Origin of the sequence: Pseudomonas sp. NFIX49 (assembly GCF_900115915.1) — a bacterium.
Taxonomy (GTDB): domain Bacteria; phylum Pseudomonadota; class Gammaproteobacteria; order Pseudomonadales; family Pseudomonadaceae; genus Aquipseudomonas; species Aquipseudomonas pharyngis.
Window position 1 is genome coordinate 812,331 of sequence record NZ_FOYE01000003.1, and the last position, 20,507, is coordinate 832,837.

General features: G+C 60.9%; 17 protein-coding genes and 1 pseudogene. All 18 read right to left on the bottom strand.

Annotation, left to right across the window (positions count from 1 at the left end; translation table 11 throughout):
• Positions 1-22: 22 nt before the first annotated feature.
• On the bottom strand, positions 23-883 hold the full coding sequence (locus BMZ46_RS11910) for a flagellin domain-containing protein (RefSeq protein WP_007958307.1): 861 nt from the start codon (positions 881-883) through the stop codon (positions 23-25).
• Between the two features lie 243 nt (positions 884-1,126).
• Complete coding sequence (locus BMZ46_RS11915; RefSeq protein WP_074687534.1) at positions 1,127-1,393, bottom strand: hypothetical protein; 267 nt, start codon at positions 1,391-1,393, stop codon at positions 1,127-1,129.
• Positions 1,390-2,682: a motility associated factor glycosyltransferase family protein gene (locus BMZ46_RS11920; protein WP_074687533.1), complete on the bottom strand. Its 1,293-nt coding sequence runs from the start codon at positions 2,680-2,682 to the stop codon at positions 1,390-1,392. The genes BMZ46_RS11915 and BMZ46_RS11920 overlap by 4 nt, the downstream gene beginning before the upstream one ends.
• Positions 2,683-2,768: 86 nt before the next feature.
• Positions 2,769-3,695, bottom strand: a complete 927-nt coding sequence (locus BMZ46_RS11925) for a ketoacyl-ACP synthase III (RefSeq protein ID WP_074687532.1) — start codon at positions 3,693-3,695, stop codon at positions 2,769-2,771.
• A gap of 226 nt (positions 3,696-3,921) precedes the next feature.
• Positions 3,922-4,974: a pseudaminic acid synthase gene (pseI, locus tag BMZ46_RS11930; RefSeq protein WP_074687531.1), complete on the bottom strand. Its 1,053-nt coding sequence runs from the start codon at positions 4,972-4,974 to the stop codon at positions 3,922-3,924.
• On the bottom strand, positions 4,971-6,473 hold the full coding sequence (gene pseG / locus BMZ46_RS11935) for a UDP-2,4-diacetamido-2,4,6-trideoxy-beta-L-altropyranose hydrolase (RefSeq protein WP_074687530.1): 1,503 nt from the start codon (positions 6,471-6,473) through the stop codon (positions 4,971-4,973). The genes pseI and pseG overlap by 4 nt, the downstream gene beginning before the upstream one ends.
• Positions 6,470-7,165: a pseudaminic acid cytidylyltransferase gene (pseF, locus tag BMZ46_RS11940; protein WP_039765557.1), complete on the bottom strand. Its 696-nt coding sequence runs from the start codon at positions 7,163-7,165 to the stop codon at positions 6,470-6,472. The genes pseG and pseF overlap by 4 nt, the downstream gene beginning before the upstream one ends.
• Positions 7,166-7,779: 614 nt before the next feature.
• The gene (gene pseC / locus BMZ46_RS11950) at positions 7,780-9,015 is read right to left on the bottom strand and encodes a UDP-4-amino-4,6-dideoxy-N-acetyl-beta-L-altrosamine transaminase (RefSeq protein ID WP_074687529.1); all 1,236 of its coding nucleotides are present in this window, start codon (positions 9,013-9,015) and stop codon (positions 7,780-7,782) included.
• A gap of 104 nt (positions 9,016-9,119) precedes the next feature.
• Positions 9,120-12,035, bottom strand: a complete 2,916-nt coding sequence (locus BMZ46_RS11955; protein WP_074687528.1) for a TIGR00180 family glycosyltransferase — start codon at positions 12,033-12,035, stop codon at positions 9,120-9,122.
• 55 nt (positions 12,036-12,090) lie between these two features.
• Positions 12,091-12,828, bottom strand: coding sequence for a cephalosporin hydroxylase family protein (locus BMZ46_RS11960; protein ID WP_039765554.1), 738 nt, complete (start codon positions 12,826-12,828; stop codon positions 12,091-12,093).
• A gap of 17 nt (positions 12,829-12,845) precedes the next feature.
• Complete coding sequence (locus BMZ46_RS11965) at positions 12,846-13,919, bottom strand: class I SAM-dependent methyltransferase (RefSeq protein WP_074687527.1); 1,074 nt, start codon at positions 13,917-13,919, stop codon at positions 12,846-12,848.
• A complete protein-coding gene (locus tag BMZ46_RS11970; RefSeq protein WP_074687526.1) occupies positions 13,916-14,767 on the bottom strand; it encodes an NAD-dependent epimerase/dehydratase family protein in 852 nt (283 codons plus the stop codon). The genes BMZ46_RS11965 and BMZ46_RS11970 overlap by 4 nt, the downstream gene beginning before the upstream one ends.
• The gene (locus tag BMZ46_RS11975) at positions 14,764-15,990 is read right to left on the bottom strand and encodes a class I SAM-dependent methyltransferase (RefSeq protein ID WP_074687525.1); all 1,227 of its coding nucleotides are present in this window, start codon (positions 15,988-15,990) and stop codon (positions 14,764-14,766) included. Before BMZ46_RS11975 ends, BMZ46_RS11970 begins: the two co-directional genes overlap by 4 nt.
• Entirely contained in the window at positions 15,987-16,547 is a 561-nt protein-coding gene (gene rfbC / locus BMZ46_RS11980) for a dTDP-4-dehydrorhamnose 3,5-epimerase (protein WP_007958330.1), read from the bottom strand. The genes BMZ46_RS11975 and rfbC overlap by 4 nt, the downstream gene beginning before the upstream one ends.
• A complete protein-coding gene (gene rfbG, locus BMZ46_RS11985; protein WP_074687524.1) occupies positions 16,544-17,626 on the bottom strand; it encodes a CDP-glucose 4,6-dehydratase in 1,083 nt (360 codons plus the stop codon). The genes rfbC and rfbG overlap by 4 nt, the downstream gene beginning before the upstream one ends.
• On the bottom strand, positions 17,608-18,381 hold the full coding sequence (rfbF, locus tag BMZ46_RS11990; RefSeq protein WP_007958332.1) for a glucose-1-phosphate cytidylyltransferase: 774 nt from the start codon (positions 18,379-18,381) through the stop codon (positions 17,608-17,610). Before rfbF ends, rfbG begins: the two co-directional genes overlap by 19 nt.
• A gap of 245 nt (positions 18,382-18,626) precedes the next feature.
• On the bottom strand, positions 18,627-20,087 hold the full coding sequence (locus tag BMZ46_RS11995; protein ID WP_254778397.1) for a calcium-binding protein: 1,461 nt from the start codon (positions 20,085-20,087) through the stop codon (positions 18,627-18,629).
• A 73-nt stretch (positions 20,088-20,160) separates the two neighbouring features.
• A pseudogene (locus BMZ46_RS12000) lies at positions 20,161-20,507 on the bottom strand (transposase); the annotation flags it as partial.

Consider the following 20,507-nt stretch of genomic DNA (forward strand, 5'->3'; position numbering starts at 1 on the left):
CCCGCTAAAACTCATTCCGAAATTACTGAAGCAGCTTCAGTACAGCGGAAGGCAGTTGGTTGGCTTGAGCCAGAACAGAGGTCGAAGCCTGTTGCAGGGTTTGCTGCTTGGTCAGGTTAGCAGTCTCTGCGGCGAAGTCGGTATCTTGTACGCGACCTTGTGCAGCAGTGGTGTTCTCGGTGATGTTCTGCAAGTTCTGGATGGTGCTGGTCAGACGGTTTTGCGAAGCACCCAGGCTGGCACGAGTTGCACCGATTGCAGCGATAGCGGCGTCGATTGCAGTGATCGCGTTGTCGATGTTCTGCGAAGCAGAACCAGCGCCAGTACCGGTAGTACCGGTCAGAACTACAGTACCGCTACCTACGGACAGGCTGACGGCGTCGAACTTGGAGCTCAGTACCAGGTCGATGTGGTTAGCCGAACCGGTGTTCGCGCCCACTTGCAGGGTCACAGTACCAGCCGAACCGTCCAGCAGGTTTTTGCCGTTCAGGTTGGTAGCAGCCGAGATACGGGTGATCTCGTCGGACATCTGAGCGAATTCAGCGTTGGTAGCGGTCTGGTCAGCAGTGCCGTTGGTACCGTTACGTGCTTTAACAGCCAGTTCACGCATACGCTGCAGAATGTCGGTCGAAGCTTGCAGAGCGCCTTCAGCGGTCTGGGCAACGGAGATACCGTCGTTGGCGTTCTGGATTGCCTGGGTGTTACCGCGGATCTGGGAAGACATACGGTTGGAGATCTGCAGGCCAGCGGCGTCGTCTTTAGCGCTGTTGATTTTCAGGCCGGAAGACAGGCGCTGCATCGAAGTCGACAGAGCGTCGGAAGCGCGGTTCAGGTTTTTCTGAACGTTCAACGACGTGGTGTTGGTGTTTACTGTTAAAGCCATGACGAATTCCTCGTTGGTTGGGTACTGCGGCTTCCGGCCCTGGCAACCGCCGGGTATGGCCTAGAGAACCTTCGTAATAGTTATCGTCGGGTTTGCAGGTTGCTTGAGGGCTTTTTTGAAAAATTTTGCCATCACCCTGCCACCCCCTAGAAAACAAAGACTTAGCAGCACTTTACCTTCGAAAAAATGACGCCATAAAACCGTCCGTGGCGCAAACCTGCGGGCCAGCGCCTTCGACCGTCGTCAGGCGGACGGGGCTTCCAGCAATTGGATCAACTCGTACTCCATGAAATCGGCAAGTCCCAGCCAGTCCTGACGCTCCTGGCACTCGAGCATTTGTGCGAGCAATTGCGCCCAGACTTGCTGCGTCTGCGTGCCGGCCGACAGCAATGACTGCTGCGCGCCCTCGAACACATCGACCATGGTCAACGCCGCCTCGACATCACGTCCCAGGCGGAACAACCCGGCGCACTGATGGCATTCGTCTACCCAGCTTTGCAGTGCAGTCATTGCACAAACTCCTGATTGAACGCTGTACCGGCAATCTGCGCCCCCGCCCGGCTGCTGTTGAAAAATGCCACCTGCGGCTGACTGGCGATGTATCGCTCCAGCACGCACAGATAACCGCGAAAGTTGAGCTGGGTACTGACGCGCTCGCCATACCCGTCACGCACCCAGTGCCGCGCCTGATTCACCGACGGCCCCAGGTCACCGTCATTCCAGCCGGCATGGGTCTTGTTCATCGGAAAGGCAAAATCGGCACCGAACAGCGTGATGCGTGCAGCGCCCATCTTCACCGCCAGGTCCACGGCCGGGTGAATCACACTGCCCCCCACATGCAGCAGCGCTCTCGGGTGCTGTTCACGCAATGCCGCATAGACCGGGCTGGCCGAGTAACCGCCATAGCGCTTGCCCTTCCAGGCCCTCAGCACCTCGGGGTCACTCATGGGCAGATACACCAGCGGGATGCCGTCGGATTCCTCAAAGGGCAAATGCCGGAAGCTGATGCGCTGATCGATACTCACCACATAGTCGGGCACGATCCCGTGCTCGCGCAGCGGCCGGTACGCGGTATCGACACAAATGAACAACGGACGCCCGGCCCGCTCGCGGATCGCGGCCAGACGTTCGAAATGCTGTTCCAGCGTCGGCCCGGTGCCGATCACATAGATCTCCCGACCGGCACAGGTGCCGAACAAGATCGCCACATCATCATCGGCGAGCAACACAGGCAAGCAGTCGCGCAGACGCTGTTGTATGAACGGTGACTGCGGATCGAACTCACGATTGTTGAAGCTCAGGTGCACTTCGCTGACCAGCCGATCACGAATCTTCGCGTTGAAGTCATCGGCCAGCAGCATCTCGGCGGGCAAGGCGAAAAACGGCGTGCAGATGTCGGACAGGTCGCCGGCGTAGAGCAATTCAACCCGCGGGTCCTGCAACCACTCCCGTTGATCGATCAATTGCAGCACCAGGGCAAACAGCGCGCCGTTGAGGATGTGCACATACAGGCGTTCGAGCCCGGTGCGCTCCAGCAGCACCGTGGGCAAGTCCCCGAGGCCGGTGCCGTAGACATGCAGTTGCGGCTTGTCCGCCGGCAGGGTGGCAGCCTGAATCTGCGCCTCGCGGACACGGTCATGCCGGCTGGTGAGCTGAATGCCGCCAATGCTCAGCGTCGAGCCCAGCCCCTGCGTCAACTCGGCCTCGATCGCCGAACTGTCTTCGTTCAGCAATCGTGCGAACAGCGCCGGCCAGCGTCGCTCGACGACTTCAGCGTTGGCTTGGAAAAACTCGCTCATGGCGCCTCGCGCTCCCTTCAGGCAAAAAAATAGCGTTCAAGGTTAACCCTTGAACGCTATTTTTGTATCCGCCGTTTTTATCCGATTCAAGGACGATAAATAATCGCCGAACCCCACGACAGACCGACACCGAAACCACTGATCGCGATGCGGTTCCAGTCGGAATCCATCACGTGTTTTTCCAGCAGCAGCGGCACACTGGATGACACGGTGTTACCGGTCTCGACCATGTCCTTGATGAACTTCTCCGGCTCGCCTTCGAAGCGCCGCGCCACGGCATCGACAATCGCCGCACTGCCCTGGTGAATGCAGAAGGCATCGATGTCATCGGCCTTCAGACCGGAATCGTCGAGCAGTTCGTGCAGATGCGCAGGCACCTTGAGCAGTGCGAAGTTGAACACCTGACGGCCGTTCATGAAGAACACGCCATCGGTGACTTTCAGGTGCGGTGCGCCGGAACCGTCGGTGCCGAACTTGGCCTTGCCCAGCGCCCAGACCGGCTCTTCGCCCATCCAGGTGGCAGTGGCGGCATCACCGAACAGCATGGTGGTGTTGCGGTCTTCCGGATCGACGATCTTCGAATACGGGTCGGCGGTGATCAACAGCCCATTCTTCAGGCCGGCGGCTTCCATGAAGCCTTTGATCGCGTAGATGCCGTAGACGTAACCGGAGCAGCCGAGGGAAATATCGAACGCCGCGACATGGGTCGGCAGGCCGAGTTTGTCCTGGACGATGGCAGCGGTGTGCGGCAGGCCTTCTTCGTCACCGTTCTGGGTGACGACGATCAGCGCATCGATGGATTCACGTTTCAGTTCAGGGTTGTTGGCAAACAGCGCATTGGCCGCTTCAACGCACAGATCGGAGGTTTCCTGTTCCGCGTCTTTGCGTGGGAGGAAGGCCGAACCGATCTTGCCGAGGATGAATTCTTCATCCTTCTCGAATTTTGCACCTTGTGCGTAATTGTCCACGCCGGCTACAGGAACGTAGCTCGCAATGCTTTTTATGCCAATCATTACGGCTTCCCAATAATAAACAGCCCAATACCACCGCTCGCAAGGATTCGAGGGGCGCCGACAAACAGAAAACGGCCGCCACAACGGGCAGCCACGGGGAGCGCAAAGGGCTATCACTGGAACCGAAAACGGGCCAGGCGCCATCTCCCCGGTCATTACAATACAGTGAAGATGCGCGTTATGACTCGCAGGTCACGCTATTTTGCCGAATCGATGACAGATCGGGTCATTCGACCAATGACCAGTCCAGCGGCGTACCACGTTTGATCGGCTGGCGCGCACGACGCCCGAGGACGGCATCGGTGTGCTTGGGCGGCAAGCCGAGACCGGGACGAATGGCGCGCACATTAGCCACCGTGAAGGGTTCACCGGTCGCCATATCGGTCGTGACGTACAGCGACCGACGGTAAACCAGAGACTTTTGCTCAGCCTCGGTCACGCCGTAATGCACCTGGCCCATGGCCTGCCAGGCGCGCTCGGTCTCCACCACCAGACTGGCCAGTTCCGCCGGTTCCAGCGAGAAACTGGCGTCAACCCCGCCGGCCGCACGGTCGAGGGTGAAGTGTTTTTCTACCACCGTCGCGCCCAGCGCCACCGCCGCCACCGACACGCCAACGCCCATCGAATGGTCTGACAGCCCGACCTCACAACCGAACAACTCACGCAGATGCGGGATCGTGCGCAAGTTGCTGTTGGTCGGGGTCGCCGGGTAGGTGCTGGTGCACTTGAGCAGCACCAGATCCTTGCATCCCGCCTCACGGGCGGCGCGCACGGTTTCGTCGAGTTCGGCGAGGCTGGCCATGCCGGTGGAAATGATCAGCGGTTTGCCGGTCGCCGCGACACGGCGGATCAACGGCAGATCGGTGTTTTCGAAACTGGCGATCTTGTAGGCCGGCACATCGAGGCTTTCGAGAAAGTCCACGGCGCTGTCATCGAACGGTGTCGAAAACGCAAGCATGCCCAGCTCTTTCGCCCGGGCGAAGATCGGCGCATGCCATTCCCACGGGGTGTGGGCCTTCTCATACAGGTCGTAGAGCGAAGTGCCCGCCCACAGACTGCTCGGATCCTTGATGAAGAACTCGCCTTCCGCCAGATCCAGGGTCATGGTTTCGGCGGTGTAGGTTTGCAGCTTCAAGGCATGGGCACCGGCCTTGGCCGCCGCTTCGACAATCTGCAAGGCGACGTCCAGCGACTGGTTATGGTTGCCGCTCATTTCAGCGATGATGAACGGCGGCGCATCAGCACCGATCCAGCGGTTGCCGATCTTGAAACTGCTCATTGACGGGATTCCTTCAAAACCTTGGTGAACGCGCAGGCACTCTGGGTGAACCCGGCGTCACGGAAAACATTCATCGAGGGCTGATTGGCCGGCAAGACCTGGGCGGTAATGGCGGTCATTTGCGGCCAGTGCGCTGCCACAAAGGCTTCGCCCTGTGCCAGCAGCGCCCTGCCCCAGCCGAGGCAGAAACGCCCCTCGAGCAGATACAGCGAAACCTCTGCCTCAAAGCCGCGCAAATCGTAGCGCAGGACACCGACCGGGCCGTCATCCGCCTCGGCCACCAGCAGCAACCGCTGAGGATTGCGCAGGCTCGCGCCCAGCCAGTTCACATGTTGCGACCGATCGATCGCCCCACTGTCCAGCGACCAGCGGCGCACCGCCTCGGCATTGCGTCCGTCGAACAGCAACTGCGCGTCATCCGGCGTCGCCGGACGCAACTTGAGCACCGCGCCGGCCAGTGCCGCCGCCACCCGCAGCGCACCGCGCCCGTCGACCAGTTGCCGCGAACGCTCGGCCAAGCTCTGGCGCAGATAAAAGTTGCCCACGACAAAGCCGATGGCATCGCGCAGTTGCTCGACACTGACCTGCTCCCGCGCGCCCATGAACACATGCGCGCCGGCCGCCGCCATCACTTCGCCGTTGGCCTGTTGGTTGTTCGACACCGCAATGCAGATCGTCGGCAGGCCCAGGGCCGCGCGTTCCCAACTGGTGCCACCGCCGGCGCCGATAAACAGGTCGGCCTCGGTCATGCGCCGATGAAAATCGCTGACAAAACTGTGCAGCCGCCAGTGCGGCCGCGTTTCGGCCAACGCCTGCATCTCTGCCCAGGCCGGGTTGTCGGCACCGGCGACGAAATCCACTTCAAGCGCCGAAAAATCCGCCAGCGCCAGCATCGCGTGATGAGTCTGGCGTGCCGCATCAAAGCCGCCGAAATTCACCAGCACCCGGCGCGCCACCGGTTTGATCTCGATGGCCGGGGCACTGAACTCTTCGCGCAGCATGGCGAAGCGCGGGCCGAGCAGTGTTCGGCAACCGGCCGGCAGCAGCGGCTGATAATTTTCGCTGAGCCCGGAGAGGTTCTGATTGAGCAACAGGTCCACGCTGTAGCGGCGGGTCGCCAGATCATCGACGGCGGCGATCCGTGGTGCGAAGCGACGAGCTGCGGTCTGCCAGTGATGGTCGAGGCCGTAATGGTCGGCGACGACCCAGTCAAATCCGGGCTGCCCTTCCAGTTGCGCCGCCAGTGCATCGATATCCGCCTGCCACGGCAGCATCGATTCGATGGCCTGCTCCGGGTCTTCACCGGCGTAACGATCCGGCAACGCAAACGTCGCGAAGCCCTCGGCGTGCAACATGTCGAGCCGATGGCCAGGCAAGCGTCGGCAGGCAAACGCGACATGACTGCCCTGCGCCCGCAACACCCGGGCCAGAGGCAGGCAGCGGGCAATGTGACCACTGCCGATGGTTGGCGACGAGTCGGCGCGAATCAGGACTCTCACTGCAGTTCTCCACCTGCCTTGAGTGCAGCGTGAAGGTATTCGGCACGCTGCCAGTCTTCGGCATTATCGATATCCTGCACCAGATGCCGCGGCAGAATAACCGGCAGGCTGGCCGAGGAGTAGAGGACATCGCCTTTCAGCCATGCGGCGCTGCGCCCCCAATAGAACTGCCCGGCATCCTGAAAGGCCTCGGGCAGATCCTGCGAGCGGGTATTGCGAAACTCCGGATACAACGCGGTCAGAGCGCCCCGCCCGTCAAGGGTCAGCGCACGCTGTACCGGGAAACCGAAACGGCAAACCGAGAAGGTAAAGGACTTTTCCGGCTGACGCTCGAGCAGTTCAAAGCCCTCACGCAGGAAACGCGTCTGCAGCAATGGCGCCGTGGCGTAGACGCAGCAGGCGTAATCGAAGCCCGGCAGTTGTTGCAGCGCATGCACGATGACTGCTGCAGTGCCGGTGAAGTCATCGGCCAAATGTGCCGGACGCAGGAACGGTACCTGCGCACCGTGCGCCATCGCCACTTCGGCAATTTCTGCGTCGTCGGTGCTGACCACGACTTGCTCGAACAATCCGGATTTGAGTGCCGTACGGATCGAGTGGACGATCATCGGCAAACCGTCGAACAGTTTCAGATTCTTGCTCGGTATCCGTTTGCTGCCACCGCGCGCAGGAATGATTGCAACATTGCTCAAGAGCGTTTTTCCAGTAAGAAACAAGTGATGTCGTCCGCCGGAAATTGTGGATCGTGGTGATACACAACCCCGTAATCCAGCAATTGCAGATCAGCATAAAATTCAAGCACTCACCGGCGAAATCGCTTGAACAATTTGCCGCTGTTGCCGCGACAGGATACCTCCACCGGTGCCGAGTTGTAGTACTCGGCAATCAGGATGTAGCGACTGCTCAGATCATACAGCTACGCATAAGCCATCGGCAGCAACGACGAATCCAGATGAATCAGCCCCCCTTGCTGAGGGTCAAGTCGTACTGTCGATTCCGGGGAAACCGAACAGCGAACCGTGCCCTGGCGCAGGTATTGGCATTGGTCCGGACCCCGAACAGCTTGCATCCGGGCAGCAGTTGACGCAGCTCCTGCAAATTGTTGCCGGCATTGGTCCCCAACTCCACCCGGTTGTCGATCCGCCTGGCACGCGCCAGCACCCTGGAGAATATCGCCAGGGTGCTGCGACCAGTGGCTGGCCGACATTACGGTCAACGTACTGGTTGCCGAGTTCGCCCTGCCAGAATTCCTCCTGCTCACTCAGATCACGCAGTGCAAGGTTCCCATCCTCCATAGCAGCGAAATTCATTGGGTCAAACGACGCAGTTGCTCGACGACATGATCCTGTTGCTCAGCACTCAACAACGGAAACATGGGCAAACTGATCGCTTCGGCGTAATAGCGCTCAGCCTCGGGAAAATCGCCTTCGGCAAATCCCAGGTCGCGATAGTACGGCTGCAAATGCAGTGGAATGTAGTGCAGGTTCACACCGATACCGGCCGCGCGTAATCCTTCGAACACCTGGCGATGGCTAAGACCGACACGTTCAGTCTGCAAGCGAATCACATACAAGTGCCAGGCCGAATCGGCTTCCGCTTGCGCGCTCGGGAGCGTCACAGGCAGATACGCCAGCAAGCGTTCATAGCGTGCCGCCAATTCTCGGCGGCGGTTGACGAATTCGTCCAGTCGGCTCATTTGCGAAAGGCCGAGCGCGGCTTGCAAGTCAGTGATCCGATAGTTGAAACCCAGCTCGACCTGTTGGTAGTACCAAGGGCCATGGCTGGGCCCGATCATCTGTTGCGGATCCCGGGTTATGCCATGGCAACGCAGACGCTGCAAACGCTCGGCCAGCTCCGGACGATTGGTCAGGACCATGCCGCCCTCGGCACTGGTGATGATTTTCACCGGGTGAAAACTGAACACGGTCATCGCTGCGAACTCGCCGCAACCGACCGGGCGCCCGGCATAGGATGCTCCGACGGCATGCGAGGCATCTTCGATCACGGTGAAGCGGTAACGCTCAGCCAATTCCGCGATTCGCCGCATGTCGCAGCTCTGCCCGGAAAACGCTACCGCCACCAGCACCTTGGGCAACGTTCCCGTCTGCTCGGCGGTCTCGAGCTTGCTGGCCAGAACCTCGGCATCAAGGTTCCAGGTCAGAGGATCGATGTCCACGAAGTCGACATCGGCACCGCAATAACGCCCGCAATTGGCCGAGGCCAGAAAGGTATTCGGCGTGGTCCACAAGCGGTCGCCAGGTCCCAGCTCCGCGGCCATGCAGGCAATGTGCAGCGCCGCCGTGGCATTGCACACCGCCACCGCAAAGTCAGCCTGACAACGCTCGGCCATTGCCTGCTCGAAACGCTCGATGGTCGGCCCCTGGGTCAACCAGTCCGACTGCAGCACGGCAACCACAGCATCGATATCAGACCGTTCGAAACGCTCTGCCGCCGACCCCTTGACCAGCCCGTCCGATTGCAGCTCCGCGACCACCGCATCAATGTCCGCTTCATCGACACTTTGCCGACCGTAGGGAATCATGCCGAACGCTTCGCAGGTGAGTCGGCGAACAGCCCGGAGCCGCTGCAGATGAAGATCGACTTACCATTAACCATAACTTGAGTCCTGTTCCTTGTACGCCAGGCCTAGGCGATCAATTGCGCCCAGTTCAGCGAAGCGCTGTCGTTCAGCACAAAGCCTTTGCCAGTCAGGCTCAGGTTGGCGTTGTACGCCTGATCCTGAGCGAACGCCGCCGCCCATTTTTCCTGCAATGCAGCCAGTGCCTGATCAGCCTGGGCGATATCGCCCTGATGGATGACTTGCACCGATGGCGTCCAGACAGTCAGGTAGCCGGCCTGACCGGCCTTCAGGCACAGGTCGACATCGCTGAAGCCGGCAGCGAACGTGTTGTCGTCCAGACCGCCCAGAGCCTCGAACAATTCTTTGCGCACCATCAGGCAAACGCTGGAAACCGCCGTGTAGTTCTGGTCCACGGACAACCGGTACAGATAGCCTTCGGCGTCGTGTTTCTCGCCGACGAATGCCGAGCCGACACCACCGTTCATGCCCAGGATCAGACCGGCCTGGCTGACCTTGCCGTCGCGGTCGACCAGTTTGGGACCGACCACCCCGATTTCCGGACGCAGCGCATGGTTGAGCAGCGAGTCGAGCCAGTTCGGATTGACCACTTCCGCGTCCGCCGCCAACAGCACCAGAAACTCGCCTTGAGCCTGCTGGCTGGCCGCGTTGCACAGCGCGGCCGTGCTGAGCGATTGATCGGCGCGCAGCACGCTGACTTTCGGATGCTGATAAGTCCCGAGCCAGTCATTGACCTCGGCCGATTGCGAAGCCGTGGTTGCAATCAGGATTTCGTACTTGTGATAGCGGGTGCGCAACAGCACGCCTTCCAGGCAGCGTTGCAGAGCAGACAGATCGTCCCCGGCCGGGATAACGATCGAAACCAGAGGGCGATCACTATGGTGATAATCGATCTGGTAGACCCCCGGCACCGCCGACGTGACCTTGGCCTTGTAACCGCGATTGCCCAGATGACGCAGCAATGCCAGACGCTCATGCGGATTCTCTTCAAGCTCCGGCGCCTGAGTGATCAGCAGCGGCTCATCAAGGTGCGCCAGGCTGTTCAGGCTACCCTGTTCAATGATGCGCAGCAGCAGATCGAACTCCAGCGCCTTGCTGAAATCGGCCCGGTAGCCGTCAACTTCCAACAACACTTCACGCCGTATCAGCCAGTGCCGCGCCATCAGGCCCGGCAGGCTCAACAACAGGTCCAGATTGAAGCCCGGACGGAACACATCCATCAGCGCACCGTTTTCCCGGCGCTGAATCTCGTCCGTGGAAACGGCGCTGATACCGCCAGCGTTCATCAGCTCCAGGCTGGCGCGCAACAGGCCGCCGGCAGTGAACTCATCCCCCGCCTCAGCCAGAAGCAACCAGTCGCAAGGCGACTGACGAGCACTCTGGTTGAGCTTGTCGACCAGATTGTCGGGAGTCACGCGGACAAAGTGCAGCGTGTTCTGCGCAGTGGTCGCCGCCGGTGCTTCACCGGTGGTGAACACGACAATGCGAAATGCCTTGCATTGACCTTCGAGCAGGCTGTCGAGGCTGACCTGCAACTTGTCGATGTCGTCATCCATATCCAGCAGGAAAATGCCGAATTGCGGACCACCACCGTTCACGGCCAGATGTTCGGCAATCGACCCGATCTGCACCGCATCGGCTTGACGCGACTCCAGCCACTTGAGCAGACGCCCGGATTGCATCTGGTCGAACACCTGATGGTGATCGGCGACGGTCAGCGTTTCCAGACGTGCGATCCAGTTACGCATCTTCAGCGCTTCCTCACTTTCGCCAGACAGCTCCAGTTGCTCGGCCAGGCGCTTGGCTACGGTGCGGTTGAACGCATTGAGATCATGGGCCTGCCACAGACGGTCGAGCACGCTGGCCGGGGTATCGTTGTTGCGCGCCTGGATCAGGTGCGCCTGACGCGTCCACACACCCTCGAGTTTTTCCAGTTGAATGCGCCCGGCCGGCATCGCGTGCAGCATGAATTCGAACTGCTCCAGACGATCGAAGAATGCCTGGTTGTAGAACGGCATTTCGACGTACTGCAGGGGGCCGAAGCGGCGGTCCGGCCGCTTGAGCTCCTGGTTCCACGTCGACTGGATAATCAGCTCCGCCGTCAGGGCGCGGCCGCTTTGCAGACTGTCGACCATCGCCTCGAAACTTTGCAGGGCAAACGCCTTGCCCTGCTCTGCGTTCAAGTCTTTGATACCGGTTGGCAGACCCGCGAGGAACTCGGCGAAGGCTTCGCGTTCGGCCACGGATTTCGCATCGATATAGGTCAGCGAGTGGTAGACCTCTGTGCTGTGCTCAGAGTTGCCATAGTTGATCTCACGAACCACATACGGGATCGGCAGGATTCGCGCCTTGGCACTGGCCAGCAGGAAATATACATGGCCGATTTCCTGCCACTGGAAACTGGTGCCCGGCGGCAATGCCGAATGCCAGGTTTTCATCAGGTCGGTACGGGTGACCGCGTAGAACGGCGGGATGTACTGACTCATGTAGTCGACGACGCGGTCCTGCGCCCGTTCGGACGCATAGTCTTCCTGCACTTTCTTGTCGCGGCGGTAGTAGCTCACGCCACCGCCCAGCGTCAGGTACATCATGCAGTAACCGTGGCACATGCCGTAATCCGGATTCGCCTGCAGGAAGCCCACCGACTCGGCCAGCGAATCGTGCAGGATGAAGTCGTCGTCGGCCGCCAGCACCATGTACGGCGTGGTCAGTTGCTCCACGCCATAGGCCAGCTTGGCCTGCATGCCCCAGTAGGCGAACTGCGGCACGTGGTGGTAATCAACTGCGGAGAAGTCGCCTTCCGGCCGCTCGGCCGTGGAGTCCAGCACCATGATTCTGCAGGGCAGGCTGCTGTAATACTTCACCGCCCGACGCAGGAACGCCGGACGATTGTGCGTAATCAGCACTACGGTCAACAGCTCGTTGAGCGGTAGCGTCAGTTCAGAACTGTACTTGCCTTGCATAACTTCTCTCCACAACCGGCGACTCGCCGAGACAACGCTTTGGTGATGTTGCGAATTAACGAACGCGACGCAGATAGCCGTCCGGCGCCACGGTGATCAGCAGCTTGTTCTGCAGCTGAACGTCGATCTCGAAATCCTTGCTCTCTTCCAGGTATTTCCACACGGCGGTCTTCGGGTTATCGCCCGGACCCCATGGACGATCCGGGAAGAAATCGGCCGGCATGTCTTCAACCACGGTGTCCATCACCACGCAGTAGCTGTCGACCGAAACCAGTGGCGCGTAGAGGCGCAGCTCTTCGAGCACGTGGTCGTGGGTGTGGTTGGAATCGAGCACCAGAATGACTTTCTTGCCCTCGGCGGCAGCGCGAACCTGAGCGGCGATGGCCGGGTCGATGCTCGAACCTTCGATCATCTTGATGCGCTTGCTCATCGGGTGGCTTTCGATGGCTTCGCGGTTGTGCGCACGGATGTCCAGATCGATGCCCAGCACCTCGCCGTGACCTTGCAGTTCCAGCAGGGAGGCGTAGTAGATGATCGAACCGCCGTGGGCGATGCCGCACTCGATGACCAGATCCGGTTTCACCTGCCAGATGATTTCCTGCATGGCCATCATGTCTTGCGGCAGCTGGATGATCGGACGGCCCATCCACGAGAAGTGGTAGCTGTACTTGTGCTTGGCCGATTCGTTGAAGAAATCGCGGGCCAGGCCGGTGAGTTTCTGGTCGTCACCCTGTTGGGCGATCTGCTCGCGGCATTCGGCTTCGAAAGCTTTGTTGATGCTGTTGTCGGTCATTTTCAAAATCTCAAGGGTCACTGGAACGAAGCGCTGTCGACGGCGTGATAGACGTAACGTCCACCGGTCATCCGCTTGATCTCTTCGAGGTAATTGGAATTCATCACAAACAGGTTGGCGCCCTCGGGCAAGGCGTCCATCGCCTCTTGCGGCGAGGACACCCGGGCGCCGCTCAGGGGCAGGTAACGCCCCTGCTTGGCCGGGTTGATATCGACCACGCGATCCACCGCCACGCCGGCGCGTTGCAGGAACAGCGAATAGATCACGCCTTTGGACGAGGCGCCCCAGATCGCCGAACCCTGCTCGGGTGCACCCTGGATGATCTGCACCGCGCGCTCGAGGCTGGCGGTGAAATCGTCCGGCAAGGCCAGGCGTGGCACCGGTTGTTCCGGGGTCAGGCGCAACGTGGCAAGGTCAGCGACGATGTACAGGTATTGGCCACCGAACAGGTGACCGGCCTCGTGCACGGTGCCGAACATCCGGCGCAGGTCATCGAGACGGAAGTAATTGACGTGCTCGTAGAACAGATCGAACCAGGCTCGGTGTTCGAGGATCCAGTCGAAGCACGGCACTTCGATGTAGATCTGCCCGCCGCCCTGGTTGGCTTCGGCGATCACCGCCAGAAAGCCCAGCGGATCCTGGATATGTTCCAGCACATGACGCAGCACGATGGCGTCCGCCTCAAGGCCCAGACCTTGGGTGAACGGGGCCTTGATCACGTCGGCGTTATCGCCTTCATAGGCCGGGTCGATGCCGGTGATGCGGTAGCCCAAACCTTTGAGCAACTCGAGGAAATAGCCTTTGCCGCAGCCGACTTCGATCAGTTCCTGACCCTTGAAGTGCCGGGCAATGATGCCTTCGACATCGCTCAGGTGCTTCTGGAACTGGCCGGAATGCGCCTGCTCGTTCTGGTAGTCGGCGTCGTAGCTGAGCTTGTCGGCGTCGAACGCCGCATTGAAGATCAGACCGCTGCGTTCATCCTGCACCAGCAACATGTCGGCGCTGGCCGATGCCTTCGCCGATTCGGGATCGGCAAAGGTGCGGTTCTGCAGCACCGGCAGGTCGCTGACCCGATACAACTCGTGCCTCATTGCGGCTCTCCCAATAACTGTTGCAAGCGCTCGGTCACCGCCCAGAACGCCAGCGGTTCGTGGGTCGGATACGGGTAATGGCCGAGGTTCAGGCCGATGGTCGCGCCGCGTTCACGCACGTGCTGTTCGACCAGCGACCGCACCGAAACCGGCTGGCCGCTGGCGCAGTTGATCGTGCCGGCGAAATCGCGTTTGTGCAGGATCGCGGCGAGATACGCGGCAGCCGTTTCAATCGCCAGGAAGTCCCGCAGCTGCTCACCGGCCGACATGTTGAACGTCGCATCGCCGGCGTCGATCGCCCGGTCCAGCGCCGCCAGCAGACTGTTGGGGTTCTGCCCTTTACCGTGCAGATAGAACAGCCGCGCCCATTGCAGGGTGAACGGATGCTCCTGCTGCAGATGTTGCAAAAACAGGTGCAGCGTGTGTTTGGCCAAACCGTAAGGATTGGCCGGCTGCGCGTCGTTCTGCTCGCTCAGCGGGCCGCTCTGCATGCCGTACTCGAAGCAGGTGCCGGTCACCAGCACCTGCTTCGCGCCCGCCTCTACCGCGCCTTTGATGAAGCGATAGTCGGCCATCAGGTTGTGCTCGAAATGGAACAGCGCCCGATAGTTCGGCAACCCCGGCCAGGCCAGGTGCGCGAGTGCATCGACGCCCTTGGTCAGCGCCGCGACATTCAGATCCGCCGCGTGAATATCCGCGCTCACGAACTCGACGTCCTTGATCCACGGCATGTCCGCAGCTTTCTGCACATCGCGCGCCACCGCCCGCACCGTGCAACCACGGGCCAGCAACGCCGCGACCAGATGACGACCGACGAAGCCCGTGGCCCCGGTGACCAGAACCTTCACAGCACGCTCAACTCAGGCACGGCGATCACGAAGCGACCGTCCCACTGACGCACCTGAGCCAGCTGCTGGCTGACTTCGTGCAACAGGTTCCATGGCAGCACCAGCACGTAATCCGGCTTCTCGATATCGATCTGCGCCGGCGCGACAATCGGGATGCGGCTGCCCGGCAAAAACTTGCCCTGCTTGTGCGGGTTGGCATCGGCGACCCAGGCCAGCAGATCCGGTTTGACCCCGGCATAGTTGAGCAAGGTGTTGCCCTTGGCAGCGGCGCCGTAGCCGACCACACGTTTGCCGTCGGCCTTGGCCTGCAACAGGAAACGCAGCAGATCATGCTTGATCCGTTCGGCAGCCGGCGCCAGCGTCGCGTAGTACTCGGCGCTTTTCACCCCGGCGTCGAGCTCGGCCTGCAACTGCTGCTGCACGGCAGGCTGCACGGCGCGGCGTTCGCCGTCCTTGCGCTGGACGAACACCCGCAGCGATCCGCCATGGGTGGTCAGCTGGCTGACGTCGAACACTTCCAGGCCGTTGCGCTCGCACAGGGTCTGCACGGCGGTCAACGACAGGTACGAATAGTGTTCGTGATACAGCGTGTCGAACTGCGCGCCGGCCATCAGCGTCAGCAGTTGCGGGAATTCGAAGGTGGCGACGCCGGTCGGTTTGAGCAGCGCAGCGAAACCACCGAGGAAATCGTTGATGTCCGGCACGTGGGCGAGCACGTTGTTGGCGGCCATCAGGTCGGCGGCCCAGCCTTCGCTTTTCAGCTGGGTGGCGGTATCGCGACCGAAGAACAGTTCACGAATCTCCAGGCCTTTTTCCCGTGCTGCCTGCGCGGTGCTGCGGGTCGGCTCGACGCCCAGGCACTGGATGCCGCGACCGGCCACGTATTGCAGCAGGTAGCCGTCGTTGGCGGCGACTTCCACCACGCGGCTGTCAGCGGTCAGGCCAAAGCGCTCGACCATCTGGGCCACATAACGCTCGGCGTGGGCCAGCCAGGTGCTGGAGAACGAACTGAAGTAGGCATACTCGGCGTCGAACAGGCTGTCGGCGGAGGTGTAATCCTCGGTCTGCACCAGCCAGCATTGCTGGCACACGGCGACCTTCAGCGGCACCCATTGTTCGGCCTGCTCCAGCCGATCGGCATGCACATAGGCGTTGGACGGTGGCGAGGTACCGAGGTCGATCAGCGGCAGGCTCAGCGGTGCGGCGCACCCACGGCAGTTCATAGACGCACTCCAGCAAAGTGTTGATCGAGCGCGGGATGGCTGGAATCACGCGCTGACAAATTATTGACAGGCAACGGCCAGGCAATCGCCAGCCGTGGATCGTTCACCGACAGGCCGCCCTCGTGCTCCGGCGCGTAATCGGCGCTGTGCAGATAAAGCAGTTCGGCGTCTTCGGTGAGGGTCTGGAAACCATGAGCGAAACCGGCCGGAATCAGCAGGCTGCGTCCGTCACCGGCCTTCAGGTGCTCGGCGTGCCAGTGCAGGAAGGTTTCGGAATCCGGGCGCAGGTCCACCGCCACGTCCCACACTTCACCGCGCAGGCAGGTGATCAGTTTGGCTTCCGGCGCGTTGGCATTCTGGTAATGCAGACCGCGCACGCTGCCCTTCTCGCGGGTGCAGGAATGGTTGATCTGGCGGATGTGAAATTCACTGCCGAACGCCTTCAAACTGCCCTCGCAGAACAACCGCGCGAAGTGCCCGCGCTGATCTTCGAAGCGTTTGTGCTGGACGCTGAACAACCCGGCCAGCGGCAACGGTTTCAAGGAAAACTCGCTCACAGCGCGCCCCGGTACAGGTTCAGTTGGCCGAGGGTCACGGTGCGCATGTCGTCACCGTTCTGCCACGCCAGGTGCCAGTCGAGGGTCTGGGTCAGGCATTGCTGCAACGACCAGCGCGGTTGCCAGCCCAGCACCTGACGGGCGCGGCTGCTGTCCAGGCGCAGCAGACCGGCTTCGTGCAGGTCACTCTTTTCGAGGCGCAGGCCACGGGCCTGAGGCCAGCGGTTGGAGAGCAGTTCAACCACTTCGCCGACGCTGCACATGTCTGCTTCGCCCGGGCCGAAGTTCCACGCCCCGGCGTATTCCGGGCCTTGTTCGTAGAGCCCGGCGGCCAGTTGCAGGTAGCCGGCCAGCGGCTCCAGCGCGTGCTGCCACGGGCGCACGGCTTGCGGGTAACGCAGGGTCACCGGCTCGTCGGCCGACCAGGCTTTCAGTACATCGGGAATCAGCCGTTCTGGGGCGAAATCGCCGCCGCCCAGCACATTGCCGGCGCGCGCAGTGGCCAGGGCCAGACCGTGCTCGGCGTACTTGTCGGCCGGGAAAAACGATGCCGCGTAAGACTGCGCCAGCAACTCGCAACAGGCTTTGCTGCTGCTGTAAGGGTCGTGGCCACCGAGGGCTTCGTCCTCGCGGTACGGCCACAGCCATTCCTTGTTGGCGTAGACCTTGTCGGTGGTCACCAGCACGCAGGCCCGCACGCAACCGACCTGACGAATCGCTTCGAGCAAGTTGAGGGTGCCCATGACGTTGCTGGAATAAGTGCCGAGCGGATCGCGATAGCCTTCGCGCACCAGCGGCTGGGCCGCCAGGTGCAGGACGATCTCCGGTTCGGTGTCGGCGATGATCTCGAGCAAGGCGCCCAGATCACGCAAGTCGCCGCGCTGATCGTTGATGCCTTCGTGCACGCGCGCCAGTTCAAACAGACTCGGCTCGGTCGACGGATCGAGGGAAAAACCGCTGACCTGCGCGCCGAGGCTTTGCAGCCACAGGGTCAGCCAACTGCCCTTGAAACCGGTATGCCCGGTGACCAGAACCCGCTTGCCGCGCCAGAACTCAGAACTCAGGCCCATTGCTTCCATGGGGCCTCCCCGCTCTGCCACAGCGCTTCGAGATGGTTCTTGTCGCGCAGGGTGTCCATCGGATGCCAGAAGCCTTCGTGCTCGAAGGCTTTCAGTTGTTCGTCCTGGGCCAGTCGAGCCAATGGCTCCGCTTCCCAGGTAGTTTCGTCGCCAGCGATATACGACAGCACTTTTGGCGACAGCACGAAGAAGCCGCCATTGATCCAGCCGCCGTCGCCGCGCGGTTTTTCGGTGAAGCCGAGGACCTGATCACCATGCCGTTCAAGGGCGCCGTAACGGCCCGGCGGCTGCACGGCGGTGACGGTCGCCAGACGGCCGTGCCCTTTGTGGTAGTCGACCAGTTGCGCAATGTTGATGTCGGAGACGCCGTCGCCGTAGGTGAAACAGAACGCTTCTTCGTCCTTGAGGTAACGGCCGGCACGCAGCAGACGGCCGCCGGTCATGGTTTCCTCGCCGGTGTCGATCAGGGTGACGCTCCACGGCTCGCTGTAGTTCTGGTGAACGTCCATGCGGTTGTTGCGCATGTCGAACGTGACGTCGGAGGTGTGCAGGAAGTAGTTGGCGAAGAAGTCCTTGATCGCGTAGCCCTTGTAGCCGAGGCAGATCACGAAGTCGTGGATTCCGTGGGCGGAATACTGCTTCATGATGTGCCAGAGAATTGGCTTGCCGCCGATCTCGATCATTGGCTTGGGCTTGAGGTGCGACTCTTCACTGATGCGCGTGCCGAGGCCACCCGCCAAAATAACTGCCTTCATCGTCTCCCCTCTTCTACGTCACAGGGCTTGGCCTCGCTGTTGCAGGCCTTTGCGGCTGAACCTTTGCCAGTCCGGGCGCAGGTGAATGACCGCGAGCGCTCGTTTTATGGCGATTTGAGGGGGACTTGCAGGAAACGCGCCAGCTCCGCCAGCCCTGCGTCGGCGGGACATCCGGACATGAAAAAGGGATGAATCCGTTGCCGGAATCATCCCTTTCATCAAGCTACTTCAATGAGTCGGACGGATCAGCCAAACATCGCAAATCCATCGATCGTGGCCGGCAGGTCGTAGACCTGGCCGTCAGCGGTCTGCAGATGCTCGATTTTGTTGTACCCGGCATACCCGGGATACCCGGCAGACTCGGCGTACCAGCCTTGCAGTTTCACGCCGCTGTCGGGAACGCCGACGCTGCCGTCGTTGGCGCCATGCAGATAGGCGTCATCACCGATGCGAGTGACGTTCAGCTGGCTGAGATTGGCGACAGTATTCAGGATCAGCGTGTCATTGAGGTCCCAGCCTTCGTCCTGAATCGTTACCAGCCCGGTGGTGTTCACGACATAGGTGTCATCACCCGTACCGCCGAACGCGAAGCCGCCAGTGCCGGACTGGCCCGCTAGGTTGAGAACCAGCACGTCATTACCGCTGTCACCGAACAGCATGTAGTTGCTGCCGGTCCCGGTCAGCACGTCATTGCCTTCATCACCGTAGGCACCGCCGCGGTTGACCGTGACGGTGTCATCGCCCTCGTCTCCATGGGCCAATGTACCCAGGTCATTCACGACACTGACGATGACGTCATCGCCCGAACCGCCAGACAGCAAGTCGGCCTGCGCGACATTTGTGTCGAGACCGGATTTCAGTCCGCCATAGAGATAGTCATTGCCATCGCCACCCACAATCTGGTCACTACCAGACCCGCCTTCGAGGACGTTGTCACCCGAGTCGCCTCGCAGGAAGTCATCGAACCGGCTACCGCGCAGCCCTTCAATATCGACGTAGGTATCGTAGAGCGCGATACCGCTTTGCGGCCCCCAGCCCAGCGAGGCGCTCAACCCTTCGTTGCTGTCGTCGTAGCTGACGATGTCGATACCGGCTCCGCCCTCAAAGCGATCACCGCCCGCGCCACCCGACAGGACGTCATTGCCGGCACCGGAGATGATTCTGTTGGATTCGTCATTACCGTATCCAGTGAAGTCCGCAGTGCCGGTGTAGGTCATGTTCTCGATGAACGCAGCCATGTGCATCGACGACAGGCTGGTGTTCAGTTGATCGATGCCACCGGGGAAATTCTGCTCGACGATGGTCACGCCCTCGCTGTTGATCGTGTACACATCATCACCCGCGCCGCCCTCCAGGGTCAGGCCGCCGACGTTGGCGGTGAAGTGGTCAGCGAACGGCGTACCGATGACTTTCTCCACGTTCACCAACGTGACATCCGGAGCACCTGCCTGCTGACCAATGCCGATATTGACGCCGTCCCAGGAGAGGCGGTAGCTCACGGTGTCGTAACCATCAGCGCCATCCACGATCATGGCGTTATCGAGCAGATACACCACGTCATCGAAATTCGATCCCTGAATCGCCTCGATGCCGGTGAAGGTGTCGCCAGCGGCGATGGTCAATGCGTCGTAGTTCTCGAAGTCCTGGACTCTCACACCCTCGAGGCTGTCGCTATAGCTGACGGTATCGAAGCCTTCGCCACCCACGAAGTGATCAGCGCCGGCGCCGCCCCACAGCCAGTCGTTGCCGGTGCCACCGATGATCTCGTTGTCGCTGTGTCTAGTCCTGAAATAGGTTTACACCTGTCTCATCCTAACGCCCGATGCACCGCATCGGGCGTTTTGTATTTTAAGGACAGGTGCGGGCGCTCCTGGTTGTAGATCAAGATCGCCTCCCGCACCATTTGCTCCGCTTGCGCCAAGTCTGTCGGCCGGTGGAGCAAGAGCTCTGTCTTCAAGATGCCGTTGACCCGCTCTGCCAGGGCGTTTTGGTAGCAGTCGTAGCCATCAGTCATTGAGCACGTGATGCCATGCTTGGCATGGAGCTTTTGATAAAGCGCCGAGCAGTACTGCACACCTCGATCTGAGTGATGAACCAGTTTCTGGCATGTTCGACGCGTCTTCAAA